Source organism: Cellulosimicrobium sp. G4 BAM 1002 (assembly GCF_057126935.1).
This window is the reverse complement of record NZ_CP182109.1, coordinates 1675363-1698835: the sequence shown is the minus strand read 5'-3', so window position 1 is coordinate 1698835 and position 23473 is coordinate 1675363. Positions and strand designations below refer to the sequence as shown.

The 23473-nt window shown below is 74.1% G+C and carries 21 protein-coding genes; 10 read left to right on the top strand and 11 right to left on the bottom strand.

Annotated elements, in window-relative coordinates; translation table 11 throughout:
- Window positions 1–168 precede the first annotated feature (168 nt).
- Together ACMXGY_RS07625 and ACMXGY_RS07620 are read left to right on the top strand one after the other, a co-directional pair.
- Window positions 169–1059: an SDR family oxidoreductase gene (locus tag ACMXGY_RS07625; RefSeq protein ID WP_483776250.1), complete on the top strand. Its 891-nt coding sequence runs from the start codon at window positions 169–171 to the stop codon at window positions 1057–1059.
- A 40-nt stretch (window positions 1060–1099) separates the two neighbouring features.
- The gene (locus tag ACMXGY_RS07620) at window positions 1100–1645 is read left to right on the top strand and encodes an NUDIX hydrolase (RefSeq protein ID WP_483776249.1); all 546 of its coding nucleotides are present in this window, start codon (window positions 1100–1102) and stop codon (window positions 1643–1645) included.
- Between the two features lie 7 nt (window positions 1646–1652).
- On the opposite strand, the gene ACMXGY_RS07615 is transcribed toward ACMXGY_RS07620, so the two are convergent.
- The 5 genes from ACMXGY_RS07615 to ACMXGY_RS07595 are packed head-to-tail and all read right to left on the bottom strand — an operon-like array spanning window position 1653 to window position 7994.
- Window positions 1653–2720: a TIGR03842 family LLM class F420-dependent oxidoreductase gene (locus tag ACMXGY_RS07615; RefSeq protein ID WP_483776248.1), complete on the bottom strand. Its 1068-nt coding sequence runs from the start codon at window positions 2718–2720 to the stop codon at window positions 1653–1655.
- 37 nt (window positions 2721–2757) lie between these two features.
- Window positions 2758–4194 (bottom strand): dihydropyrimidinase, encoded by a 1437-nt coding sequence (hydA, locus tag ACMXGY_RS07610; RefSeq protein ID WP_483776247.1) that lies wholly within the window; start codon window positions 4192–4194, stop codon window positions 2758–2760.
- A gap of 36 nt (window positions 4195–4230) precedes the next feature.
- A complete protein-coding gene (locus ACMXGY_RS07605; RefSeq protein WP_483776246.1) occupies window positions 4231–5067 on the bottom strand; it encodes a nitrilase-related carbon-nitrogen hydrolase in 837 nt (278 codons plus the stop codon).
- Window positions 5068–5092: 25 nt separating this feature from the next.
- Window positions 5093–6499 (bottom strand): aminotransferase class III-fold pyridoxal phosphate-dependent enzyme, encoded by a 1407-nt coding sequence (locus ACMXGY_RS07600; RefSeq protein WP_483776245.1) that lies wholly within the window; start codon window positions 6497–6499, stop codon window positions 5093–5095.
- A 7-nt stretch (window positions 6500–6506) separates the two neighbouring features.
- Window positions 6507–7994 (bottom strand): CoA-acylating methylmalonate-semialdehyde dehydrogenase, encoded by a 1488-nt coding sequence (locus tag ACMXGY_RS07595; RefSeq protein ID WP_483776814.1) that lies wholly within the window; start codon window positions 7992–7994, stop codon window positions 6507–6509.
- A 195-nt stretch (window positions 7995–8189) separates the two neighbouring features.
- Between ACMXGY_RS07595 and ACMXGY_RS07590 the strand changes: the two genes are divergently transcribed.
- The 3 genes from ACMXGY_RS07590 (at window position 8190) to ACMXGY_RS07580 (ending at window position 12320) form a co-directional block, all read left to right on the top strand.
- Window positions 8190–10412 carry an endonuclease/exonuclease/phosphatase family protein gene (locus tag ACMXGY_RS07590; protein WP_483776244.1) on the top strand — a complete coding sequence of 741 codons (2223 nt, stop codon included), beginning with the start codon at window positions 8190–8192 and terminating at the stop codon, window positions 10410–10412.
- A gap of 842 nt (window positions 10413–11254) precedes the next feature.
- Window positions 11255–11728: a hypothetical protein gene (locus tag ACMXGY_RS07585; RefSeq protein ID WP_483776243.1), complete on the top strand. Its 474-nt coding sequence runs from the start codon at window positions 11255–11257 to the stop codon at window positions 11726–11728.
- A 1-nt stretch (window position 11729) separates the two neighbouring features.
- Window positions 11730–12320: a shikimate kinase gene (locus ACMXGY_RS07580; protein ID WP_483776242.1), complete on the top strand. Its 591-nt coding sequence runs from the start codon at window positions 11730–11732 to the stop codon at window positions 12318–12320.
- Between the two features lie 25 nt (window positions 12321–12345).
- Here the strand turns inward: ACMXGY_RS07580 and ACMXGY_RS07575 are convergent, their stop codons facing one another.
- Window positions 12346–13800 (bottom strand): NAD(P)H-quinone dehydrogenase, encoded by a 1455-nt coding sequence (locus ACMXGY_RS07575; RefSeq protein ID WP_483776241.1) that lies wholly within the window; start codon window positions 13798–13800, stop codon window positions 12346–12348.
- A gap of 73 nt (window positions 13801–13873) precedes the next feature.
- Between ACMXGY_RS07575 and ACMXGY_RS07570 the strand changes: the two genes are divergently transcribed.
- Genes ACMXGY_RS07570 through ACMXGY_RS07550 form a run of 5 tightly spaced genes read left to right on the top strand, consistent with a single transcriptional unit; the run spans window position 13874 to window position 20131 of the window.
- Entirely contained in the window at window positions 13874–14725 is an 852-nt protein-coding gene (locus ACMXGY_RS07570) for a purine-nucleoside phosphorylase (RefSeq protein WP_483776240.1), read from the top strand.
- Between the two features lies 1 nt (window position 14726).
- Window positions 14727–16571, top strand: a complete 1845-nt coding sequence (locus tag ACMXGY_RS07565; RefSeq protein WP_483776239.1) for a phospho-sugar mutase — start codon at window positions 14727–14729, stop codon at window positions 16569–16571.
- A 49-nt stretch (window positions 16572–16620) separates the two neighbouring features.
- Window positions 16621–17682: a deoxyribose-phosphate aldolase gene (gene deoC, locus ACMXGY_RS07560; RefSeq protein ID WP_483776238.1), complete on the top strand. Its 1062-nt coding sequence runs from the start codon at window positions 16621–16623 to the stop codon at window positions 17680–17682.
- A gap of 23 nt (window positions 17683–17705) precedes the next feature.
- Entirely contained in the window at window positions 17706–19178 is a 1473-nt protein-coding gene (locus ACMXGY_RS07555; protein WP_483776237.1) for an aldehyde dehydrogenase family protein, read from the top strand.
- A complete protein-coding gene (locus ACMXGY_RS07550; protein WP_483776236.1) occupies window positions 19178–20131 on the top strand; it encodes an aldehyde dehydrogenase family protein in 954 nt (317 codons plus the stop codon). The genes ACMXGY_RS07555 and ACMXGY_RS07550 overlap by 1 nt, the downstream gene beginning before the upstream one ends.
- A gap of 89 nt (window positions 20132–20220) precedes the next feature.
- On the opposite strand, the gene ACMXGY_RS07545 is transcribed toward ACMXGY_RS07550, so the two are convergent.
- The 5 genes from ACMXGY_RS07545 to ACMXGY_RS07525 form a co-directional block, all read right to left on the bottom strand.
- Window positions 20221–21351 (bottom strand): adenosine deaminase, encoded by a 1131-nt coding sequence (locus ACMXGY_RS07545; protein WP_483776235.1) that lies wholly within the window; start codon window positions 21349–21351, stop codon window positions 20221–20223.
- A 63-nt stretch (window positions 21352–21414) separates the two neighbouring features.
- Entirely contained in the window at window positions 21415–21654 is a 240-nt protein-coding gene (locus ACMXGY_RS07540; protein WP_483776234.1) for a hypothetical protein, read from the bottom strand.
- Window positions 21655–21665: 11 nt separating this feature from the next.
- Window positions 21666–22733 carry a hypothetical protein gene (locus ACMXGY_RS07535; RefSeq protein ID WP_483776233.1) on the bottom strand — a complete coding sequence of 356 codons (1068 nt, stop codon included), beginning with the start codon at window positions 22731–22733 and terminating at the stop codon, window positions 21666–21668.
- On the bottom strand, window positions 22730–23053 hold the full coding sequence (locus ACMXGY_RS07530; RefSeq protein WP_483776232.1) for a DUF202 domain-containing protein: 324 nt from the start codon (window positions 23051–23053) through the stop codon (window positions 22730–22732). Before ACMXGY_RS07530 ends, ACMXGY_RS07535 begins: the two co-directional genes overlap by 4 nt.
- Entirely contained in the window at window positions 23050–23472 is a 423-nt protein-coding gene (locus ACMXGY_RS07525) for a YidH family protein (protein ID WP_483776231.1), read from the bottom strand. The genes ACMXGY_RS07530 and ACMXGY_RS07525 overlap by 4 nt, the downstream gene beginning before the upstream one ends.
- Between the last annotated feature and the right edge of the window lies 1 nt (window position 23473).

Genomic DNA, 23473 nt, shown 5'->3' with positions numbered 1-23473 from the left:
CCCCGACCTTGCTCACAAGCGGAAGATCGTACGCGGCGCGGACACGGCCTTCGGCTCCTCGCTCGCGCAGCAGGTCACCACCCGACCGTGTGCCGCCGCCGGTGCGAGCGGCGCGGCCTGTGCGCATGCTGGACGAGTCCCTGACGCCATGACACGCAGGAGCCGCAGATGTCCGACCAGACCACCCCGCAGGACCCGACCACTCAGCAGCCCCGCCCGCAGCAGCCGGCGGACGACCTGGAGCCGCCCGGCCGCACCGCCGAGATGTCGCAGGAGCCGGACCACGGAGAGTCGACGTACGAGGGTTCCGGCCGGCTCGAGGGCAAGCGCGCGCTCATCACGGGCGGCGACTCCGGCATCGGGCGCGCGGTCGCGATCGCCTTCGCCCGCGAGGGTGCCGACGTCGCGATCGTCTACCTGCCCGAGGAGGAGGAGGACGCCCGCACGACGGCGCGCTGGGTCGAGGAGGCGGGCCGCACGGCCGTCCTGCTGCCTGGCGACATCCGCGAGGAGTCCTTCTGCCGCCAGCTCGTCGAGGACGCGGTCGAGGGGTTGGGCGGCCTCGACGTGCTCGTCAACAACGCGGCGTACCAGATGTCGCAGGACGACGGCCTGCGGGGCATCTCGACCGAGCAGCTCGACCGGGTCCTCAAGACCAACGTCTACGCCCTGTTCTGGATCACGCAGGCCGCGCTGGAGCACCTGCCTCGTGGCGGCGCGATCATCAACACCACGTCGATCCAGGCGTCGGAGCCGAGCCCTCAGCTGCTGGACTACGCCACGACGAAGGCGGCGATCCTCAACTTCACGCGCGGGCTCGCCCAGCAGCTCGCCGAGGAGGGGATCCGCGTCAACGCGGTGGCCCCTGGCCCGATCTGGACGCCGCTGATCCCCGCGACGATGCCGCCGGAGAAGGTCGAGCAGTTCGGTGCCGACACGCCGCTCGGCCGAGCCGGGCAGCCGGCCGAGCTCGCGCCGGTGTACGTGTTCTTCGCGTCGCAGGAGTCGAGCTACGTCACGGGCGACCATCTCGCCGTCACCGGAGGTCGCCTGTTCTGACCCGGCCCCGGTCGTCGTCGGAGCCTGGCAGCATGGCCCCGTGACGATTCCCACCGCGCCGCGCGACCCGAGCGAGCCGCCGCCACGGCTCCCCCGCCACCTGCAGCCCGGCGACGGGTGGGTCGAGTGCGACTGCGGACGGCGGCACTGGGGGCTCTTCGGCGCGGCCGGCCTCCTGCTGGGGCGGCGCGACGGCGAGGGACGGCTGACCGACGTCGTCCTGCAGCACCGCGCGCCGTGGTCCGACCAGGGCGGGACGTGGGGCGTGCCGGGCGGCGCCGTCGGGCCGGACGAGACACCCGCGCAGGGGGCGCTGCGCGAGGCCGAGGAGGAGGCCGGGATCGGCCCTGCGAGCGTGCGGGTTGTGGGCGAGCGCGTGCTCGACCACGGCCCGTGGCGCTACACGACCGTCCTCGCGGAGGTCGCGGACGGCGCGACCGTGGAGGCGCACGCGACGGACGCGGAGAGCGTCGAGGTGCGGTGGGTCCCGGTCGACGACGTCGCCGCTCTCGACCTGCTCCCCGCCTTCGCGGACGCCTGGCCGGCGCTGCGCGAGCTGCTCGACGGCGGCGCGTCGGCCCGTTGAGCCGGCGTCACCCCCGCGCGGGCGCGAGGTCGCGCACGGCTGGGCCGATCGTCTCGCCGTACGCGCGCAGCGTCTCGTCCTTGGCGTCGTGCTGGAGATAGAGGGCGAACTGGTCGACGCCGAGCGCGGCGAGCTCGCGCAGTCGCTCGACGTGCCGCTCGGGCGGGCCGACGAGGCAGAACCGGTCGACGATCTCGTCGGTGACGAAGGCGGTGTGCGTGTTGCCCGCCCGTCCGTGCTCGTTGTAGTCGTATCCCTCGCGCTCGTCGACGAAGTCGGTGAGCGCGCGCGGGATCCTCACCTCCGCGGCCTCCTCCGTGCCGCCGGGCCCGTAGCGCGCGACGATCTCGGCCACGTGGTTGCCGACCATCCCGCCGAACCAGCGGCACTGGTCGTACGCGTGCGCGAGCGCCCGACGCCCCTCACCGTTCGACGGCGCCGTGCTCGTCACGTAGGCGGGCGCGGCCACGCAGATGCTCACCGCGTCGGGGTCACGGCCCGCGCGCTCGGCGGCGGCGCGCACGGCGGCGACGGACCACGCGACGACGTCGGGGTCGGCGAGCTGGAGGATGAACCCGTCGCCCACCTCGCCCGTGAGGGCGAGCGCCTTCGGCCCGTACGCCGCGACCCACACCGGCAGGCGGGAGTCCGGGTTCCACGGCAGGCGCAGCGTCGAGCCGCGGTACTCGACCGCCTGCCCGGACGCGAGGCCGCGGATCACACCGATCGCCTCGCGGAGCTCGGCCAGGGTGACGGGTCGCCCGTTGATGACCCGGACCGCCGAGTCTCCGCGACCGATGCCGCAGATCGTCCGGTTGCCGAACATCTCGTTGAGGGTCGCGAAGAGCGAGGCCGTGACGGTGACGTCGCGGGTCGCGGGGTTGGTGACCATCGGGCCGACCGTGACCCGGTGCGTGGCCGAGAGGATCTGGGAGTAGACGACGAACGGCTCCTCCCACAGCAGGTGCGAGTCGAAGGTCCACACGTGGCTGAACCCGTAGGTCTCCGCCTGCCGTGCGAGCTCCACGACCCGCCACGCGGGCGGGTCGTTCTGCAGCACCACGCCGAGGTCCATGCGCGTTCCCCTTCCGGTCCGAGCCCGCTCGCGCCGCTCAGCGCAGGTACGCCGAGAGCCCGCGGCGCACGAACTGCCCGTGCCCCGGGCTGCCGTGGTACTCGCCGTCCTCGACGATCACCCTGCCGCGGGACATGACGAGGTCCACGTGCCCGTCGATCTCGTACCCCTCCCACGCGGAGTGGTCCATGTTCATGTGGTGGGTCGTGTCGTACCCGATCGACGTGTGGCCCGCGGGGTCGTACACGACGACGTCGGCGTCGGCACCCGGGGCGAGCACGCCCTTGCGGCCGTCGAGCCCGAACATGCGCGCCGGCGTCGTGCAGCACAGCTCGACCCAGCGTTCGCGCGAGATCCGCCCGTCGACCACTCCCTGGTAGAGCAGGTTCAGCCGGTGCTCGACGCCGCCGATCCCGTTGGGGATCTTCGAGAAGTCGCCGCGGCCGAGCTCCTTCTGCTCCTTCATGCAGAACGGGCAGTGGTCGGTGCTCACGACGGACAGGTCGCCCGTGCGCAGGTACCGCCACAGCTCGTCCTGGTGCCCCTCGGCACGCGAACGCAGCGGGGTCGAGCACACCCACTTGGCGCCCTCGAAGTCACCCCACTCCTCGCTGCGCGCGGCCAGCTGCTCCTCGAGCGACAGGTAGAGGTACTGCGGGCACGTCTCGCCGAACACGTCGAGCCCCTCGTCGCGCGCCCGCGCGAGCGTCGCCACGGCTTGCTTGGCGGACATGTGCACGACGTACAGCGGCGCACCCGTGAGGCGCGCGAGCATGATCGCGCGGTGCGTCGCCTCCTCCTCGGTCTCCCACGGGCGGCTCGTGCCGTGGAAGTACGGAGCCGTGTCTCCGCGGTCCAGGGCCTGGCGCACGAGCACGTCGATCGCGATGCCGTTCTCGGCGTGCATCATGATCACGGACCCGTTGTCGCGCGCCTTCTGCATCGCGCGGAGGATCTGGCCGTCGTCGCTGTAGAACACGCCGGGGTAGGCCATGAAGAGCTTGAAGCTCGTGATGCCCTCGGCGACGAGCTCGTCCATCGCCTTGAGCGCGTCGTCGTCCACACCGCCGAGGATCTGGTGGAACCCGTAGTCGATCGCACAGCTGCCGGCTGCCTTCTCGTGCCACGCGGCGAGCCCGTCCTGGACCCGCTCGCCGGTGCGCTGGACCGCGAAGTCGACGATCGTCGTCGTGCCGCCCCAGGCCGCGGCGCGCGTACCGGTCTCGAACGTGTCGGACGCGGCCGTGCCGCCGAACGGCAGCTCCATGTGCGTGTGGCAGTCCACCGCGCCCGGGACGACGTACTTCCCGGTCGCGTCGACCACGCGCTCGGCGGTAGCGGCGAGGTCGGCACCGAGGCTCGTGTCGCCGGGCCGCAGCAGTGCGGCGACCTGCTCGCCGTCGACGAGCACGTCGGCGAGGGTCGAGCCCGTGGGCCCGACGACGGTCCCTCCCCGGATCAGCGTGTGCGGCATCGCGCGGTCTCCCCTCGGTACATGTCCGGGCCCGGCTCAGGGCCGGGTGAGGTCGTCGTAGGCGTCGGGCCGACGGTCCCGGTAGAACTGCCAGCGGTCGCGCACGACCCGCAGCAGGTCCATGTCGAGGTCGCGGACGATGAGCTCCTCCTCGTGGTCGTCCGCGGTGTCCCCGACGAACGCGCCCTCGGGGTCGACGAAGTACGACGTGCCGTAGAAGTCGTCGTCGCCGAGGTCCTCGACGCCGACGCGGTTGATGGCGCCGACGTAGTACTCGTTCGCGACCGCCGCTGCCGGCTGCTCGAGCCGCCACAGGTAGTTCGACAGCCCGCGGCTCGTCGCGCTCGGGTTGAGCACGATCTCGGCCCCGTTGAGCCCCAGGGCGCGCCAGCCCTCCGGGAAGTGCCGGTCGTAGCAGATGTAGACGCCCACCCGTCCGACGGCGGTGTCGAACACCGGGTAGCCCAGGTTGCCGGGGCGGAAGTAGAACTTCTCCCAGAACCCGCGCACGTGCGGGATGTGCGTCTTGCGGTACTTGCCGAGGTAGCGCCCGTCCGCGTCGATGACGGCCGCGGTGTTGTAGAGGACGCCCGGCTGCTCCTCCTCGTACACCGGCAGCACGACGACGGTCCCCAGCTCGGCCGCGAGCGCCGAGAACCGCTCGACCGTCGGTCCCGGGACGGACTCGGCGTACGCGTAGTACGCGGCGTCCTGGACCTGGCAGAAGTACGGCCCGTAGAAGAGCTCCTGGAAGCACACGAGCCTCGCCCCCTGGTCGGCGGCGTCGCGCAGGTGCTTCTCGTGGACGTCGATCATCGACTCCTTGTCGCCCGTCCAGCGGACCTGGGTGAGCGCGGCACGCACGGTGGTCATGAACCCTCCTCGGGTGTCCGGTCTGTCATTCCCGTACCGCCTCGGCCTGCTCGTCGGCGACGTCGAGCGCGGCGTCGATCGCAGCGAGGCCGTGCTCGAGGTCCTCCGCGGAGGTGACGAGCGGCGGCGCGACGTGCAGGCGGTTGAAGTGGACGAACGGCCACACGCCGCGCTCCTTGACCGCGGCGACGACGGCACCCATCGGGGCGGCGGCCGGTCCGCTGGCGTTGAACGGGACGAGGGGCTCGCGCGTCTCGCGGTCGCGCACGAGCTCGACCGCCCAGAAGAACCCGAGCCCGCGCACGTCGCCGACGCTGGGGTGCCGGGCAGCGATCTCGCGCAGCCGGGGGCCGATCAGGTCGGCGCCGAGCGACCGGACGCGTTCGAGGATGCGTTCGTCCTCGAAGACCCGGATCGACTCGACGCCGACGGCGCACGCCAGCGGGTGACCCGAGTAGGTGAGGCCGCCGGGGAACACGCGGTCGTCGAACGTGCGCGCGACGTGCTCGCCGATGACGACACCGCCGAGCGGCACGTACCCGGAGTTCACGCCCTTGGCGAAGGTCACCAGGTCCGGCACGACGCCCCACCGGTCGACGGCGAACCACTCCCCGACGCGCCCGAAGCCGACCATCACCTCGTCGGTCACCAGCAGGATGCCGTGCTCGTCGCACAGCGCGCGCACGCCCGCGAGGTAGCCGTCGGGCGGGACCAGCACGCCGTTGGTCCCGACGATCGTCTCGAGCAGGATCGCCGCGACGTTCCCGGGGCCCTCGAGCTGCACGACCTCGCGCAGGTGGGCGAGCGCGCGCAGGCCCTCCTCGGCGTCGTCCCGCGCACCGAACGACGAGCGGTAGGCGTACGGCCCGAGGAAGTGGCGCACGTGCGGGTCGGGCGCGACCTCGTTGGGCCAGCGCCGCGGGTCGCCCGTGAGGGAGATCGCCGTCGTGGTGTTGCCGTGGTACGAGCGGTACGCGGCGAGCACGGTCGCGCGGCCGGTGTGCAGGCGGGCCAGGCGCACGGCGTTCTCGACGGCGTCCGCGCCGCCGTTGGTGAAGAACACGCGCCAGCGCCGGTCGGCGTCGCTCGTCGCGCTCCTCGAGCCGCCGCCCGCACCGGGGGCACGCTCGGTGATGAGCCGGGCGAGCTCGCCCCGCACGTCGTTCGCGAACGTCGGCCCGACGGTCGCGAGCCGTCCCGCCTGCGCCTGGATGGCCGCGACGAGTCGCGGGTGCTGGTGGCCGAGGTTGAGGTTGACGAGCTGCGAGGCGAAGTCGAGGTAGCGGTTGCCGTCCTCGTCCCAGAACCACGCGCCGTCACCCCCGGCGACGGGCAGCGGGTCGATCGCGCCTTGCGCCGACCACGAGTGGAAGACGTACCGGTCGTCGGCGCGCGTGCGCGACGTGCGGCTCGCCAGCTCCTCCGTCGTCATCGGGCGCTCACCGCGTCCGGGGGAATCCGAGGTCGACGCCCGCGGTCGACGGGTCGGGCCAGCGCGTCGTGACGACCTTCGTCCGCGTGTAGAACTGCACGCTCTCCGGCCCGTAGACGTGCAGGTCGCCGAACAGGGAGCTCTTCCAGCCGCCGAACGAGTAGTACCCGACCGGCACCGGGATGGGGACGTTGACGCCGATCATCCCCGCCCGGGCGTCGACCTCGAACGCACGTGCCGCGCCGCCGTCGCGCGTGAAGATCGCCGCGCCGTTGCCGTACGGGTTGTCGTTGACGAGCCCGACCGCCTCGTCGTAGGTCTCGGTCCGGACGACGGACAGGACCGGACCGAAGATCTCCTCGCGGTACACCGTGTGCTCGGGCCGCACGTGGTCGACGAGCGTCGGGTGCAGGAAGAAGCCCTCGCCGAGCCCGGACGAACCGGCGGGTGCCTCGCGCCCGTCGACGACGAGCGTCGCGCCCTCCTCCGCCGCCGTGCCCACCCGCGCGGCCACGCGGTCGCGGTGCTCGGCCGTGATGAGCGGGCCCATCTGGGACGCGGGGTCGTCCCCCGGCCCGACGACGAGGCGCGCCACGCGCTCGCGGATCGCCTCGACGAGGGGGTCGGCCACGGTGCCGACCGCGACGAGCACCGACACGGCCATGCACCGCTCCCCCGCCGACCCGTACGCCGCGGAGACCGCAGCGTCGGCCGCGACGTCCACGTCCGCGTCGGGCAGGACGACCATGTGGTTCTTCGCGCCGCCGAGGGCCTGGACCCGCTTGCCGTGCCGGGTTCCCGTCTCGTAGACGTGGCGCGCGACCGGTGTCGAGCCGACGAAGCTCACGGCTTCGACGTCCGGGTGCTCGAGCAGGCGCTCGACCGCGACGCGGTCGCCCTGCACGACGTTCACGACGCCGTCGGGCAGCCCTGCCTCCTGGAGGAGGCGGGCGACGACGAGAGACGCGGACGGGTCCCGCTCGCTCGGCTTGAGCACGACCGTGTTCCCGCACGCGATCGCGTTCGGGATCATCCACAGCGGCACCATCGCCGGGAAGTTGAACGGCGTGATGCACGCGACCACGCCGAGGGGCTGCTTCACCTCGTGCACGTCCACGCCCGACGACGCCTGCTCGGTGTACCCGCCCTTGAGAAGCTGTCCGATCCCGCACGCGAACTCGACGCACTCCAGCGCGCGGGCAACCTCGCCCGCCGCGTCGGACAGCACCTTGCCGTGCTCGGCGCTCACGACCGCCGCGATCTCGTCGCGGTGGGTGACGAGGAGCTGGTGGAACGCGAAGAGGATCTCGACCCGCCGCGACACGCTCGTCGCGCGCCACGCGGGGAAGGCCTCGCGCGCGGCCGCGACCGCGGCGTCGACGTCGTCGGCGGACGCGAGCGCGACGCGTCCCGTGACCGCGCCCCTCGCCGGGTCGTGGACCGGGCCGAACCGCTCGGCCTCGGTGCGCAACGCACCGCCGACCCAGTGGCCGATCGTGCGCGGAGCCGCGTCATGGTCGTGCGTGACGCCCGCCGCGTACCGGGTGGTGTCTTCCACCGTGCTGTCCACGTCCTCGCCTCCTCGCGCGCCGAGGTGGTGGCGCGCCGTCGCAGCCGATCCCCCAGTCTGGCACGGAAGGCCCGATCGTGTGGTGCGGATCACAGGCCCTCCCCGGTAGCGTCGTGCCCCGTGAGCGCAGCGCAGCCCGGCACCGACCCGATCCCGCGGACCGGGCGGTCTGCCCTCGTCCCGCTCCTCCTCGTCGCGACCGTCACCGCGATGGTCGTCGAGCTCGTGCGGTCGAGCGGCCCGCTGCTCGACCACGCGTTCGCCGCGAGCGTCGTCACCGTCGCGCTCACCGCCCTCGCGACCTACGCCGCGCCCGGCGTGCTCGTCGTGATGATCGCCGCGCGTCTCGAGCTCACGGGAAGGGTCGTGCTCCTCGCCGTCTCCGCCCTCGTCGTGGCGCGGCTCCTGCTCCAGGGCCTGGGGACCGCCATCGCCTCCGGCGCCGACCTCGGGGTCGTGCGCTACGGGGTCGGGCTCGCGGCCGTGGCCCTGGGCATCGCGGTGCTCGTCGTGGTCGCGGCGTTCGCGAGCGGCGTCCGGGCGGACGGCGCGACGGCCGAGGGGCCGGCAGGGTCGCGGTCCCCCGGCGGCGAGGTGGCCGACGACGAGCGCAGCACGGCTGCCCCGCTCGCCTCCGCCCGGAGGGGCCCGACGTCCGACGTCCTGGCGCGCGGTGGCCTCGTCGCCCTCGGCGTGACGCTCGGTGCGCTGCTCGCGGCGGCGCTCAGCGCCGTGCTCGGGACCTGGGACGCCTACTGGCGCGCGGACGTCGCGGCGTGGGTCGTGACGGTCGTCCTCGCCGCCGCGGCGTTCGGGTGCGCGTGGGTCGTGCGGGGCCGGGACGCGCTGCCCGGTTCCCGGGGCCTGTGGGTCCTCGGACCGTTCGTCGCGCTCGCGGTGCTGGCGCTCGCCAACCCGGCGTTCGTCGCGTCGCAGGCCGGCGTGGCGCTGCCGACCGCTGTCGCCGCGCTCGCCGTCGCCGCCCTGCTCACGGCCTGGTTCGTGCCGTGGGCGGGTCGCCCCCGACGCCTCCCGGGCTCGCCCTGGCTCGCGCCCGCCGTCCTGGTGGTCGGCGTCGCGGTCGCCTTCCTCGCCGTCCCGCGCGTGCACGGGCCGGGCGCCGTCGGAGGGTGGGCGCTCGTCGTCCTGCTCACCCTGCTCGTGCCCCTCGCCGCGCGCACGCTCGCCCTGTGCCTCACGCGCCCGGCGCGACACCTGACGTGGCTGCGCCTCGCGGGCTCCGCGACGGCCGCCGGGCTCGGCCTCGCGCTCCCCCTGCTCGTCTACCAGCTCGAGTACGACATCCCTCTGCCCTTCCCCCACACGCTCGTGCCCGTCGCGGCGGCCGTCGCGCTCGCGGTCCCCGCGGTCCTCCGGGGGCTGCGGGTGCGTGCCTCCGAGCCCGCAGAGCCGGTCGCGCTCCCGCCCGAGGGCAGCCGGGCGGAGGCCCGGCGCGCCGAGGCGGACCGATCGTCCGGGCGGGGACCGGCGTCGGACGGCTCGCCTACCCGCGGCGCGCCACGGTACACACCCGCCCTCGCGCTCGGCGGGGCCGTCGCCGTGCTCGCGCTCGTCGGGCTGACGCAGGTCCACGTGCCGACGACGACGTCGGCCGTCGCGGACTACCCGGTGGGCGACCTGCGCGTGCTCGACTGGAACCTGCACTACGGCGTGAGCGCCGACCCGTCCGTGCGGCTCGACGAGATGGTCGAGACGATCGAGGACTCGGGCGCGGACGTCGTCGCCCTGCAGGAGGTGTCGCGCGGGTGGGTGCTCGGCGGCGGTGCCGACATGGCGACGTACCTCGCGCGCGAGACGGGCATGCGCGTCGTGTTCGCGCCCGCGGCCGACCGCCAGTTCGGCAACGCCATCCTGTGGGACCCGTTGCGCGGCGACCTCACCGACGTCGAGCGGCACGCGCTGCCCTACGGCGCCGGCCCGCAGGAACGCTCGGCGATCTCCGCGACCGTCGACGCCGCCGGGGTCCCCGTGCGCGTCACCTCCGTGCACCTGCAGCACCGCGAGGAGAACACCCCCACCCGCCTCGACCAGCTCGAGTCGCTGCTCATGGACGAGCCGGTCGAGGGCGCGTACGTCCTCGCGGGCGACCTCAACGCCGAACCCGGCTGGGACGAGATCGTGCTCCTCGAGGAGCAGGGCCTCGAGAGCGGACAGGACGTCGCAGGCGACCCCGACGCCCTCACGTCACCGTCCGTCACCCCGGCGCACCGCATCGACTGGATCTTCGGCTCCGACGCCGTGACGTTCCGGTCGTTCGACGTCCTCGACGTCACGGCCGCCGACCACCGCCCCCTCCTCGCCGACCTCCGCACGACCGACTGACCCGCGCTGGGCGGCCAGCGTCGGGCGGTCCGTGGTCGGGTCCGCGTGCGGCTCGGTGTCGGTGCTCGGATCGGGTTGGGCGGCTTGTGGTCGGGTCCGCGGGTGGGGCGGCGCCGTTGCTCGGGCCGGGTTGGGCGTGCTGTGGTCGGGTCCGCGGGTGGGGCGGCGCCGGTGCTCGGGCCGGGTTGGGCGTGCTGTGGTCGGGTCCGCGGGTGGGGCGGCGTCGGTGCTCGGGCTGTCCGCGCCGTCACCGTGGTCTGTCGGGCGTGGGTTCTAGGAGCGCGGCCTTGACGCCCTTCGCATCCGACGCCGCCCCACCCGCTCCACCATCACCTCACCCAAGCGGATGTCCGGCCGTGGGCCCCACCGAAGGAGAACCCCGGTCTGCCGAAGTAGAACCGTGGTCTGGCGACGGCGACCGCTGGCCCGGGGCAGCGCGAGGCGGCTCGTGGCCGTGGCCGTGGCCGTGGCCGTGGCCGTGGCCGTGGCCGTGGCCGTGGCCGTGGCGACCATGCGGTTCCGGCCGGTCGAGCATACCGTCATGGCCCGTCAGACGACCAGGATGAGCCGCAAAGACATGCTCGCCGAACGCCCGGGCGGTCGCCCGGGTGAGCACCGACCTGGGCGAGACGACGCCGGAGGGGTGGGTGGGGGCGCCGCGTCGTGGTCGGGCCTGGCGGGAGCCGCGAGGAACGAGCGGCGGATGGAAGACGCGGCGCCCCCACCCACCCCGACACCCAGGGCGACCACGCGCCGTCCGACACGACCACGGTTCTACCTCGCGCAACCACGGTTCTACCTCGCGCGACCGGGGTTCTACCTCGGCGGGTTAGGGTCGGCGGATGCGCATCGAGCTGACCGTGACCGAGGCCGTGGAGATCGCCCGCGCGACGGGCGGGCTGCCGCCGTACGTGCGCTCGGTGACCGGGGAGGGCGACGACGTGCGCGTCGTCGTCGACCTGCGCGAGGTGCCCGACCCGCCGTCGGCCCTGCGGCTCGCCGCGCGACTGGTGCCGGTCGTGCGCGCGACCTTGCGCGTGGAGTCTGTCGTCGCGGGCACGGCCGTCCTCGCCGTCGAGGCCAACGCCGCGGGCCTGCCCGCGCACAAGCTTCTCGGCTTCGTCGAGGCGCCCCTGCAGAGCGCGCTGCGTGGCAAGGGCCTCCCGCCGGAGGCTGTGCGCGTCCTGCCTGACGCCCGCGTCGCGATCGACCTCCAGGCCCTCCTCGGCGCGGTGCTCGCGCAGACCTTCCCGGGCCTGCAGATCACCGACCTGGCATACGCCGGCGGGGCACTGCGACTCGAGGGCGCGCTCTGACGTGCCCCGGTCGGACACGGCCGCTGGCGCGGCCCCGGCCCTGGTGCTGCTCGGCCCCGCGGCTGCCGGGAAGTCGACGCTGGGAGCGCTCGTCGCGGACCTGACCGCGCGGCCGTTCGTGGACCTCGACGAGGTCGCCGGGAGCTACTACGAGGAGGTCGGGTGGAGCGTCGACCGGCTCGTGGAACGGGTCGGCGTGGTGGGTCGTGTCCCGGCCGAGCGGGAGTGGGAACCGGCGCGCGCCCACGCGGTGGAGCGCGCGGCGCGTGAGCACCCGGGCGCGGTGCTCGCTCTCGGCGCCGGGCACGCGTCGTTCACCGACCCGGCCTGCCATGCCCAGGTCCGCTCGGCGCTCGCGCGGGTTCCGCACGTCGTCCTCGTCCTGCCCTCGGCGGACCGCGACGATGCGCTGGCCACGCTGCGCGCCCGGGCGCTCGCGTCGAAGGGGACGGACTGGATCTCGTCGGGCCACGACTTCCTGGCCGAGTGGTTCGACGACCCGGGGACGCGAGCCCTGGCGCACCGCACGTTCGTGACCGGCTCCGAGCCGCCGGACGCGTGCGCCCGGCGGCTCGCGGCGTCGCTCGGCTGAGGAACGGGCGCCGCGGCGAGCGCGCTCAGTCCTCGCGGTGGTGCAGCATGCGCGCGACCTCGGCGATGGACCCGGACAGCGACGGGTAGACCGTGAAGGCGGACGCGACGTCGTCGACCGTGAGGCGGTGCGAGACGGCGAGCGTGATGGGGAAGATCAGCTCGCTCGCGCGGGGCGCGACGACGACCCCGCCCAGGACGACGCTCGCCTCGGGGTGCGCGAAGAGCTTGACGAACCCGTCACGCATGCCGAGCATCTTGGCGCGCGGGTTGCGGGCGAGAGGGAGCGTCGTGGTGACGTACTTGCTGTTCTGCGCCTTGAGCTGTTCCTCGCTGTACCCGACGGTCGCGATCTCGGGCGCGGTGAAGATGTTCGCGGCGACGGTGCGGAGCTTGATGGGCGCGACGGCGTCGCCGAGGGCGTGCGACATGGCGACGCGTCCCTGCATCGCGGCGACGGACGCGAGGGGCAGGACGCCCGTGCAGTCGCCGGCGGCGTAGATGCCGCGCACCGACGTGCGCGACACCTTGTCGACCTCGACATGCCCGCTCGGCGTGAGCCGGACCCCGGCCTCCTCGAGCCCGATGCCCTGCGTCGAGGGGATCGCGCCCACCGCGATGAGGACGTGCGAGCCGTCGACGACGCGCCCGTCGGCGAGCGTCACGCGCACGCCGTCCTCCGTGCGCTCGGCCGACTCGGCGCGCGACCGGGACATGACCGTCATGCCGCGCGAGCGGAAGACGCCCTCCAGGAGCTCGGCGGCGTCGGCGTCCTCGCCGGGCAGGACGCGGTCGCGGCTCGACACGAGCACCACGTCCGACCCGAGCGCGTTGTAGGCGCCCGCGAACTCGGCCCCCGTGACGCCGGACCCGACGACGATGAGGCGCTCCGGCAGCTCGGTCAGGCTGTAGAGCTGCGTCCAGGTGAGGATGCGCTCGCCGTCGGGCTGCGCCGTCGGGAGCACGCGAGGCGTGGCGCCGAGCGCGAGGAGGATCACGTCGGCGTCGAACCCGAGCGGCTCGTCGCCGTCGTCGACGACCACGCGCCCCGGCCCGTCGAGCCGCCCCTCGCCGATGACGACGCGCACGCCCTCGCGCTCGAGGCGCGCGTGGATGTCGGCGGACTGCGCGGCCGCGAGCGCCATGACGCGGGTGTTGACGGCCTCGAGGTCGACGATGTGCCGTCGCATCGCGGGGTGCTGCGCCTTCGCGGTGTCGACGGGGAGGCGGATGCCGAGGTCGGCCGCGCGTTCGGCGATCGTCATCCAGTCGGCGGTCGCGATGAGGGTCTTGGAGGGGACGACGTCGGTGAGCACCGCGGCACCGCCGAGCCCCTGACGCTCCACCACGGTGACGTCGCCGCCGAGCCGGCGGGCCACGAGAGCGGCCTCGTACCCGCCGGGGCCACCTCCCACGATCACGATCCGGGGTGCGGTCCGGGTGGTCAGGGGGTCGGTGCTCTCGTTCGTCACGGGGGTCATTGTGTCAGGCCGGCGCGTGCCGCCCGGCGCCCTCACCGGGTCGCGTCCTGGACGACGGACTAGCCTTGCGACCATGACGACGACGCCCGTGAGCACACCCACGCTCGACGATCCCGCGACCGACCCGTTCCTCGTGGCCCGGGCGGCCGCCGACCACATCGCGCAGGCCACCGGCATCGACGGTCACGACATGGCCCTCGTCCTGGGCTCGGGGTGGGGCGGTGCGGCCGAGCTGCTGGGCGACGTCGTGGCCGAGGTCCCGACGCACGAGATCCCAGGCTTCTCGGCGCCGTCGGTCGCCGGCCACCTGTCGGTGACGCGCTCGATCCGCGTCGAGCGTGCGGACGGGTCGGTGCGCCACGCGCTCGTTCTCGGGTCCCGCACCCACCTCTACGAGGGCAAGGGGGTGCGCGCCGTCGTGCACGGCGTGCGCACCGCTGCCGCGACGGGCGCGGAGACCGTGATCCTCACCAACGGCTGCGGCGGGCTGAACCTCAGCTGGGCGGCGGGGACGCCCGTGCTGCTGTCCGACCACCTCAACCTCACCGGGCGCAGCCCGCTGGAGGGCCCGACGTTCGTCGACCTGACCGACGTCTACTCGCCGCGGCTGCGCGAGCTCGCGCGCCGCGTCGACCCGACGCTCGACGAGGGCGTCTACGCGCAGTTCCCCGGCCCGCACTACGAGACGCCGGCCGAGGTCCGCATGGCCGGGATCCTCGGGGCGAACCTCGTCGGCATGTCGACGACGCTCGAGGCCATCGCCGCGCGGCACTGCGGGCTCGAGGTGCTCGGGCTGTCGCTCGTGACGAACCTCGCGGCGGGGATCAGCCCGACGCCGCTCTCCCACGCCGAGGTCATCGAGGCCGGCCAGGCCGCGGGGCCCCGGATCAGCTCCCTCCTGGCCGAGATCGCGAAGCTGGTGTGACATGAGCGACCGCACCGCGGGGTACCGCACCGACGCCGCCGACGACCCGGCCTTCGACCCCGGCATCGACCGTTCGGCCTTCCTCGAGCGGGTCGCGGCGTGGATCGACGACGACGTCGACCCGTCCGACCAGGCGGAGCTGCGGCACCTGCTCGACCTGGCGGACTCTCCCGACCCGCGCAAGCACGACGTGCGCGTGGCCGCGTCCGCCGAGCTGCTGGACCGGTTCTCCGGGCCGCTCGAGTTCGGCACCGCGGGGCTTCGTGGGCGGATGGCCGCGGGGCCGCACCGCATGAACCGGGCCGTCGTCATCCGCGCGGCGGCGGGACTGGGCGCATACCTGCTCGACACCCTCGGCCCGGCAGGTGCGGGCGGCGGCGCACGCCCCCGCGTCGTCGTCGGGTTCGACGCGCGGCACCGCTCGCGGACGTTCGCGGTGGACAGCGCGGCGGTGCTCACGGCGGCCGGCGTCGAGGTCCTCGTGCTGCCGTCGGCGCTCCCGACGCCGGTGCTCGCGTTCGCGGTGCGTCGCCTCGGCGCCGACGCGGGTGTCATGGTCACCGCGAGCCACAACCCCCCGGCGGACAACGGCTACAAGGTCTACCTCGGCGGCCGCGTCGTGACCGACTCGGGTCAGGGCGCCCAGATCGTCCCGCCCTACGACGCACGCATCGCCGCGGCGATCGACGCCGTCGGGCCGGCACGGTCGGTGCCGCGCGCCCAGAACGGCTGGACCGTCCTGGGTCGCGACGTCGTCGACGCATACGTCCGGTCCGTCCTCGCGCTGTCCGACGGTGCACCGCGCCGCCTCAAGGTGGTCACCACCGCGCTGCACGGCGTGGGCGGGGAGACCGTCGCGCACGTCCTGCGGGACGCGGGCTTCACGACCGTGATCCCCGTCGAGGAGCAGCTCGACCCGAACCCGGACTTCCCGTCCGTCGCGTTCCCCAACCCCGAGGAGCCGGGCGCGATGGACCTCGCGCTCGCCGTCGCGCAGGACGCGAGCGCCGACGTGGTGCTCGCCAACGACCCCGACGCCGACCGGTGCGCCGTCGCGGTGTTCGACCCGCGCGTCGGGACGTACCAGGGCGCCGAGACGGCCCGGTCGAACGGCTGGCGCATGCTGCACGGCGACGAGGTGGGCGCGCTGCTGGGCGAGGACGTCGCCCGACGGGCCGCCTCGTCCGCGGCGCCCGGCGGGGTGCTGGCATGCTCGGTCGTGTCGTCGCGCCTGCTGAGCCGCATCGCCGCCGCGCACGGCCTGGGCTTCGCCACGACGCTCACGGGCTTCAAGTGGATCTCGCGCGTCGACGGGCTCGTGTTCGGGTACGAGGAGGCGCTCGGCTACTGCGTCGACCCGGAGCACGTGCGCGACAAGGACGGCATCAGCGCCGCGCTGCTCGTCGCGCAGCTCGCGAACCGGCTCAAGGCCCAGGGGCGCACGCTCGTCGACGCGCTCGACGACCTCGCGCGCGCCCATGGGCTGCACGTGAGCGACCAGCTCTCCGCGCGGTTCACCGACCTCGACCGCATCGGCGCGACGATGACGCACCTGCGCTCGGCTCCCCCGCGCACGCTCGCGGGGTCGGGCGTGTCCGACGTCGCGGACCTGTCCGCGGGACTCGACGGGCTGCCGCCCACCGACGGCGTCCGGATCCTCACCGCCGACGGGACGCGCGTGATCGTGCGCCCGAGCGGGACCGAGCCCAAGGTCAAGTGCTACCTCGAGGTCGTGCTGTCCGTCGCTCCCGACGCGTCCCACGACGACCTCACGGCCGCACGGGCCGCCGCCCGCGTCCGCCTCGACCGCGTCAAGGCAGACATGCAGCGCGCGCTGGGTCTGTAGCAGTCAGCGACGCCCCGCCGCGCACCGTACTGACGGGTAACCTGGTGCGATGAGCACAACGACACCGACGGCGGTCACCGAGACCGGCCCGGCGGGCTCGGCCACGGTCCCGGCGACCCCGGGATCGGTCGACCGTCACGCTGCCGAGATCGCCGACATCGCGCGGTCCGTGACGGGCTCCGCCCTCCTCGACGACACCGCCTGGCGGCGCTACCTGCACGGCCTGCCGGGCGTGGACAAGGTGGGTGCCGACGGCCGCGCTGCAGCACTCGGCACGCGCTCGATCAAGACGACGTCGAAGGCGTGGGCGCTCGACACGATCATCCGCATGGTCGACCTCACGACGCTCGAGGGCGCGGACACCCCGGGCAAGGTGCGGGCGCTCGCCGCGAAAGCGGTGCGACCCGAGCCGGCGGACCCGACCTGCCCGTCCGCCGCGGCGGTGTGCGTCTACAACGACCTCGTCCCCGTCGCCGTCGAGGCGCTCGCCGGGACCGGCGTGAAGGTCGCCGCGGTCTCGACGGCGTTCCCCTCGGGTCGCGCGAGCCGCGCCGTGCGCCTCGCGGACACGCGCGAGGCCGTCGAGGCGGGCGCGGACGAGATCGACATGGTCATCGACCGTGGGGCGTTCCTCTCGGGGCGCTACTCCCAGGTCTACGAGGACATCGTCGCCGTGCGCGAGGAGTGCCGCGCGAACGGGCACCACGCGCACCTCAAGGTCATCCTCGAGACGGGCGAGCTCGCGACGTACGACAACGTGCGCCGCGCGTCGTGGCTCGCGATGCTCGCCGGCGCCGACTTCATCAAGACGAGCACCGGCAAGGTCTCCCCCGCCGCGACGCTGCCGGTCACGATCGTCATGCTCGAGGCCGTGCGCGACTTCCGCGCCCTCACCGGCGTCCCGATCGGGGTCAAGCCCGCGGGCGGCATCCGCACGTCGAAGGACGCCATCAAGTACCTCGTCGCGGTCAACGAGACCGCGGGCGGCGACTGGCTCGACCCGGACTGGTTCCGGTTCGGCGCCTCGTCGCTGCTCAACGACGTGCTCATGCAGCGCAACAAGCTCGCCACGGGTGCCTACTGGGGCCCCGACTACGTGACCGTCGACTGAGCGGGACAGAGGACACCAGCATCATGACCACGTCAGCAATCACGGCCGGCTCGCCGTTCGAGTACGCACCCGCACCCGAGTCGCGTGCGGTCGTCGACATCGCGTCGTCGTACGGCCTGTTCATCGACGGCGAGTTCACGCCCGCGTCCGACGACGGCTCGTTCAAGACCGTCAACCCGGCCACGGAGGAGGTCCTCGCCGAGGTCGCCGAGGCGACCGAGGAGGACGTCGACCGTGCCGTGCGCGCCGCACGCCGCGCGCAGGAGAAGGTCTGGGGGCCCATGCCGGGCCGCGAGCGCGCCAAGTACTTGTTCCGCATCGCGCGCCTGCTCGCCGAGCGCTCGCGCGAGTTCGCGGTGCTCGAGACGCTCGACAACGGCAAGCCGATCCGCGAGTCGCGCGACGTCGACGTCCCGACGGCGGCCGCGCACTTCTTCTACTACGCCGGCTGGGCGGACAAGCTCGAGCACGCCGGCTACGGTCCCGATCCCCGCCCGCACGGCGTCGCGGCCCAGGTCATCCCCTGGAACTTCCCGCTGCTCATGCTCGCGTGGAAGATCGCGCCAGCCCTCGCGACGGGCAACACGGTCGTGCTCAAGCCCGCCGAGACGACGCCGCTCACCGCGCTGCTCTTCGCGGACCTGCTGCGCCAGGCCGAGCTGCCCCCCGGCGTCGTGAACATCGTGACCGGTGCCGGCGCCACGGGCGCGGCGCTCGTCGGGCACCCGGGCGTCGACAAGGTCGCGTTCACCGGCTCGACCGCGGTGGGCAAGCGCATCGCGCGGGAGATCGCGGGCACGCGCAAGCACGCGACGCTCGAGCTCGGCGGCAAGGCCGCGAACATCGTGTTCGACGACGCGCCGATCGACCAGGCGATCGAGGGCATCGTCAACGGCATCTTCTTCAACCAGGGCCAGGTGTGCTGCGCCGGCTCGCGCCTCCTCGTGCAGGAGACGATCGCCGAGGAGCTCGTCGACCGGCTCAAGTCCCGCCTCGGGACGCTGCGCGTCGGCGACCCGATGGACAAGAACACCGACGTGGGCGCGATCAACTCGCCCCAGCAGCTCGCACGCATCACCGAGCTGACCGAGGCCGGCTCCGCCGAGGGCGCGACCCGGTGGAGCCCGGACTGCGAGCTGCCGTCCTCGGGGTACTGGTTCGCCCCGACGCTGTTCACGGGCGTCTCCGCCGCGCACCGCATCGCGCGCGAGGAGATCTTCGGCCCGGTGCTGAGCGTCCTCACGTTCCGCACGCCCGCCGAGGCCGTCGCCAAGGCGAACAACATCCCCTACGGCCTGTCGGCGGGGATCTGGACGGAGAAGGGGTCGCGCATCCTCTGGATGGCCGACCAGCTGCGCGCAGGCGTGGTGTGGTCCAACACCTTCAACCGGTTCGACCCGACCAGCCCGTTCGGCGGGTACAAGGAGTCGGGCTACGGACGCGAGGGCGGCCGGCACGGCCTGGCGCCCTACCTGATCGAGGGGAGCACCTACTGATGGCCCGCAGCACGAGCGCCGCACGCACGACGGCGGCCCGCACCGCGCCTGCCCCGGAGCGCCTGGGCGTCCGCAAGACGTACAAGCTCTACGTCGGCGGGAAGTTCCCGCGCAGCGAGTCGGGCCGCACCTACGAGGTGACGGACAGCAAGGGCCGCTTCCTCGCCAACGTCGCGCAGGGCTCGCGCAAGGACGCGCGCGAGGCCGTCGTCGCGGCGCGTGCCGCGCAGCCGAAGTGGGCCGGCGCGACCGCGTACAACCGCGGCCAGGTCCTCTACCGCGTCGCGGAGATGCTCGAGGGGCGTCGCGACCAGTTCGTCGCCGAGGTCATGGCGGGCGAGGGGCTCACGGCCCGCCAGGCCGAGCTCGCCGTCTCCGAGGCGATCGACCGCTGGGTCTGGTACGCCGGGTGGACCGACAAGGTCGCGCAGGTCGCCGGGTCCGCCAACCCCGTCGCCGGCCCGTACTTCAACATGTCGTCACCCGAGCCGACGGGCGTCGTCGTGGTCCTCGCCCCCCAGCGCTCGTCGCTCCTGGGCCTCGTGTCGACGATCGTCCCGCCCCTCGTCACGGGCAACGCCGTGATCGTCGTCGCGAGCGAGCGACGCCCGATCCCCGCGGTCACCCTCTCCGAGGTGCTCGCAACCTCGGACGTGCCGGGCGGCGTCGTCAACATCCTCACGGGCTTCACGAAGGAGCTCGCTCCCCCGCTCGCGTCGCACCTCGACGTCAACGCGATCGACCTCGCCGGCGCCGTGGGCGCCGACGGCGTCGCAGGTGTCAGCTGGGGAGAGCTCGAGGCCGCCGCCGCGGACTCGGTCAAGCGCGTCCTGCGCCCCGCCGTCGGACGCCGCGGCGACGACACCGAGCCGGACTGGACCGAGTCCCCGCGTCCCCAGCGCATCCTCGCGTTCACGGAGACCAAGACGGTCTGGCACCCCAAGGGCGTCTGACCCCCGCCGAGCACGACTGTGGTGCCGTTATCGACGCGATAACGGCACCACAGTCGTGCTCGGCAACCCGGGCGGGACGGCAGGTCTGCTCAGAGCAGCGCGCCCTGGACCTCCTGGTAGCCCGGCAGGATCACGTCGTCGACCAGCGCGCGACGCTCGTCGTGGTGCACGAACGCGCTCCACGCGGCAGTCATCGTCACGTCGGCGAGGTCGTCGATGGTCCAGCCGGCGTGCTCGACGAGCAGGGCCATCTCCTGCGTCATGGTCGTGCGCGACATGAGGCGGTTGTCGGTGTTGAGCGTGACGGCGAAGTCGAGCTCCTTGAGCCGCGTGATCGGGTGCGCGGCGATCGACGTCGCCGCCCCGGTCTGGACGTTGGACGACGGGCACAGCTCGAGCGTGATCTGGTGGTCGCGGACCCAGTGCGCGAGCTGCCCGAGCGCAGCGGTGCCGGCCTCGCCCTCGACGCTGTGGGGGTGCTCCGGGTCGAAGGCGATGTCCTCGACGAGCCGCACGCCGTGCCCGATCCGGCTCGCCTGGCCGAGGTGCACGGCTTCGGCGATCGACTCCGGTCCGGCGGCCTCGCCCGCGTGGATCGTCACGGGGAAGTTCTGCTCGGCGAGGTAGCGCCAGATCTCGGCGTGCCGCGAGGGCGGGAAGCCGTCCTCGGCGCCGGCGATGTCGAAGCCGACGACGCCGTTCGCCCGGTTCGCGACGGCGAGCTCGGCGATCTCCTGCCACCGGTCGGCGTGCCGCATGGCGGTGACGAGCTGACCGACGCGGATGGTCCGTCCTTCGGCGGCCGCCTCGGCGACGCCCTGCTCGATGCCGGACTGTACGGCGTCGACGGTCTCCTGGAGCGTCAGGCCGCGCTGCAGGTGCTGCTCGGGCGCCCAGCGCTGCTCGGCGTAGACGACGCCGTCGCGCGCGAGGTCGAGCACGGCCTCGCGCGCCACGCGGGTGAGCGCCTCGCGGGTCTGCATGACGGCGATCGTGTGGTCGAACGTCTCGAGGTAGCGCACGAGCGAACCCGAGTCCGCGGACTCGGCGAACCATGCGCCGAGCGCCTCGGCGTCCGTGGCGGGCAGCTGGTGCCCGACGTCGGCGGCGAGCTCGAGGATCGTCGCGGGCCGCAGCCCGCCGTCGAGGTGGTCGTGCAGGACGACCTTGGGCAGGGAGCGGATGACGTCGACCGTCAGCGGGGCGTTCTCGGTGGTCATGCGCTCACGGTACCGGCCGGTCCGCGCTCGCTCGCGCCGAGCGGGGCTCGCACCCCGGAGGGCTCAGGCGTAGTCGTCCTCGTCCCCCGGGACGGCGGACGCCTGCTCGACGACGTCGGCCTCGTTCGCCTCGCCGTCCAGGTCGGGACGCGGTGTCCGCGGCGTGTACTCGTCGGTCTCGTGCTCCGCGTCCTCGACGCCGTCGTCGTCGCTCTCGACCTCCTCGACGAGGCTCACCACGTCCTCACCCTGGTCGACCAGGCCTGCGTCCCGCCACGCGTCGTCCCCGGGCACGGTGCTCATCGCGACTCCTCTCAGCGTCCCTCGACGGATCCCCCTGCGTGCTCACCCCGCGTCCGCGGGTCCGTCCATCCTCCCGCCGGGCGGTGCACCTCGCCAGCCCGGCGGGCGGGCAGGAGCGCCCAGCACACGTGCGGCCAGCCACCGAGCGCACGGCGCACGGCGCCGTGCGCCGACCCGTCCAGGAGGTCGTTCGCGTCGAGGCGGTGCACCGTGCCCGACGACGGCTCGTAGACCCAGCACCGCCTCGCGCCGGGCGCGGGGTCGGCGCCGGCCGCCGCCCCTGTCTCGGGAGCCGGGTCGGCGGAGGTGAGGAGCACGACGTGGCGGGGCACGGCGGTCGCGACACCGAGGCCCAGGTCGCCCCCGGTGAAGAGCGGGACCGGCACGCCGCGCGCCGCGGCGTCGAGCGCCGCCCCGAGGACGCGCGCGCCGGGCGAGGTGTCCGCGTCGACCATCCGGTGCGCGAACCGCACGTCGGCGTACCGCGCGACGCGCGCCGCGCCCCAGGGCGGCGTCCCGAGCGCGGACGGCCAGGGCAGCGGTCCCAGCGCACCGCGGTTGGTCCACCGCTTGACCGTCTGCTGGAGCGACCGGAAGCGTGCCGACGCACCGGATGCGTCACCGGGCCCTGGCCCCGGTGGGCCTCGGCGTTCGAGCGCCCCGTCCCCGGGCCTGCGCCCCGTGGTCAGCCACAGCGCGAGCACCGGGTCGCCCGCCGCGGCGAGGAGCGCGAGCACGGCGGAGCCGCACGTCGTCCCGTCCGTCTGGCGCGCGACGGCGCCGCCGATCCGCAGCGGCCGCACGCCCGGTCCTGTCGCCCCGCCAGCACGCACCGCGACGCGCTCGAGCGGGTCGACGACGGCACTCCGGGCGCGGTCGTCGAGCACCTCGAGCGCGGCAGCGAGCCACGCCACGACCGCCGCGGGGTGCCCGGCGCGGCGGGCGAGGTCGAGCGCGTGCACGAGCGCGTCGTCGACCAGGTAGGGACCGGCGGGAGGCAGCGGTGGCAGCGGTGCGGGCGGGACGAGCCGGGCGAGGCTCGTGAGCCGCAGCCCGGCCGGCGCAGGGAGACGGCTCACCGCGCGCCCAGCGCGCGGCTCAGCGCCCACGCGGTCCCGACCGCCGCCAGGACGAGGACGAGACCGACGACCCGCACGAGGAACGACCACGAGTACAGCCGTCCGTGCCCGGGGAGCCCGCCCGTCGGCTGGCGCAGCACCGCCGGGACGAGCGCGAGGACGGCGATCGCGACGGCAGCCCAGACCACGAGTGCGTGCCCGCTGCGCAGCCCGGCCGCCCCCAGGAGCAACGCGCCGACGACGACGCCGAGCACCGTGCGCTGCCACGCGAGCGCGGTCCGTTCGGGTTGCAGGCCCTCGTCGCGCTCGGGGGCGCTCACGGCAGCACTGCCGCCTCGCCGAGGCCCGCCGCCGCCGCGTACGCGGCGATGAGGACCGCGAGCAGGACCACGCTCGAGACGATCACCGGCAGCCCGCCCGGGGCCGGGAGCGGTTGCCGCAGGCGCAGCGCACGCTCGTTGCGTCGCCACGACACGAGCGCGTACACGGCGGCCCCGCCGCCCACGAGGCACGCGACGGCCGCGACGAGGTCGACCAGGCCGGGAAGGTCCGCGAACGTCGAGAACGACGTCAGCGCCACCCCGCCGGCGACGAGCCCGACGCCCGTGCGGACCCAGGCGAGCGCGGTGCGCTCGTTCGCGAGGCTGAACCGTGCGTCCGGCTCCGTCCCCACGCCGTAGACGGAGCGGGGGCGCCGCTCGTCCGGCGTCTCGACCGCTTCCTGCTCCTCGGCTCCCACG

Bases quoted from the DNA above. Each gene is read 5' to 3' on its own strand.
- ACMXGY_RS07545 (WP_483776235.1), bottom strand. From the start codon at position 21,351: ATGACCACCGAGAACGCCCCGCTGACGGTCGACGTCATCCGCTCCCTG.
- deoC (WP_483776238.1), top strand. From the start codon at position 16,621: ATGAGCACAACGACACCGACGGCGGTCACCGAGACCGGCCCGGCGGGC.
- ACMXGY_RS07570 (WP_483776240.1), top strand. From the start codon at position 13,874: ATGACGACGACGCCCGTGAGCACACCCACGCTCGACGATCCCGCGACC.
- ACMXGY_RS07615 (WP_483776248.1), bottom strand. From the start codon at position 2,720: ATGGACCTCGGCGTGGTGCTGCAGAACGACCCGCCCGCGTGGCGGGTC.
- ACMXGY_RS07565 (WP_483776239.1), top strand. From the start codon at position 14,727: ATGAGCGACCGCACCGCGGGGTACCGCACCGACGCCGCCGACGACCCG.
- ACMXGY_RS07555 (WP_483776237.1), top strand. From the start codon at position 17,706: ATGACCACGTCAGCAATCACGGCCGGCTCGCCGTTCGAGTACGCACCC.
- ACMXGY_RS07600 (WP_483776245.1), bottom strand. From the start codon at position 6,499: ATGACGACGGAGGAGCTGGCGAGCCGCACGTCGCGCACGCGCGCCGAC.
- ACMXGY_RS07605 (WP_483776246.1), bottom strand. From the start codon at position 5,067: ATGACCACCGTGCGTGCCGCGCTCACCCAGGTCCGCTGGACGGGCGAC.
- ACMXGY_RS07585 (WP_483776243.1), top strand. From the start codon at position 11,255: ATGCGCATCGAGCTGACCGTGACCGAGGCCGTGGAGATCGCCCGCGCG.
- ACMXGY_RS07625 (WP_483776250.1), top strand. From the start codon at position 169: ATGTCCGACCAGACCACCCCGCAGGACCCGACCACTCAGCAGCCCCGC.
- ACMXGY_RS07540 (WP_483776234.1), bottom strand. From the start codon at position 21,654: ATGAGCACCGTGCCCGGGGACGACGCGTGGCGGGACGCAGGCCTGGTC.
- ACMXGY_RS07550 (WP_483776236.1), top strand. From the start codon at position 19,178: ATGGCCCGCAGCACGAGCGCCGCACGCACGACGGCGGCCCGCACCGCG.
- hydA (WP_483776247.1), bottom strand. From the start codon at position 4,194: ATGCCGCACACGCTGATCCGGGGAGGGACCGTCGTCGGGCCCACGGGC.
- ACMXGY_RS07575 (WP_483776241.1), bottom strand. From the start codon at position 13,800: ATGACCCCCGTGACGAACGAGAGCACCGACCCCCTGACCACCCGGACC.